We start from the raw sequence: 529 nt of genomic DNA, 5'->3' as shown, positions 1-529 counted from the left end.
GTGTGCGTTCTAAATTTAGCTGGAATAGCATGAAAAACGTCTCCCACCAGACAAGACAGAAAAGCTTGCATGGCAGTAGAGTTTCCACAATAGTTGCTGAATATAGATTAAATGGACGGTACAATTTATTAAATAAAAGAGTCCAGCCCGAATATTTAAACCATAATTCTTTGGAAGTTAGGGTATAACCTATAGTATTTATAATAGTTATCCCGTTCATTTTCGTTTAAAGAGAACTCTTCAGCGGCTGCCTGATATGCTTCTTTATCAGGCAGTTTACTATCTAAATTTATCTTTTCTTTAATTGTTAGTGTTGGTATTGCTATTTCTTGCACGTCTTCCCAATTTGTTGAATAAAATTGCCAGTTAGAAAGGTCGCATGCCTTAGATAACTCTATATATTCTTGTTCTGAGGAGAAAAAACCTGATATTGTCAACATGGTATGACTGCCATCATTATATTGATTTAAGGATAATGGGTAATACTGAATCTTATCCTTACGTCCTGAAAGACCACGTTCTATTGCTG

At 35.0% G+C, this 529-nt stretch carries 1 protein-coding gene; it reads right to left on the bottom strand.

What is annotated here, in order from left to right; all coding sequences use genetic code 11:
• Positions 1–155: 155 nt before the first annotated feature.
• The coding region (locus NG904_RS17135) for an O-methyltransferase (protein WP_252232953.1) at positions 156–529 on the bottom strand (374 nt) is incomplete at its 5' end.

The organism is Clostridium sp. ZBS15 (assembly GCF_023845705.1).
GTDB lineage: Bacteria > Bacillota > Clostridia > Clostridiales > Clostridiaceae > Clostridium > Clostridium aquiflavi.
This window is presented reverse-complemented; position numbering and strand designations above follow the sequence as displayed.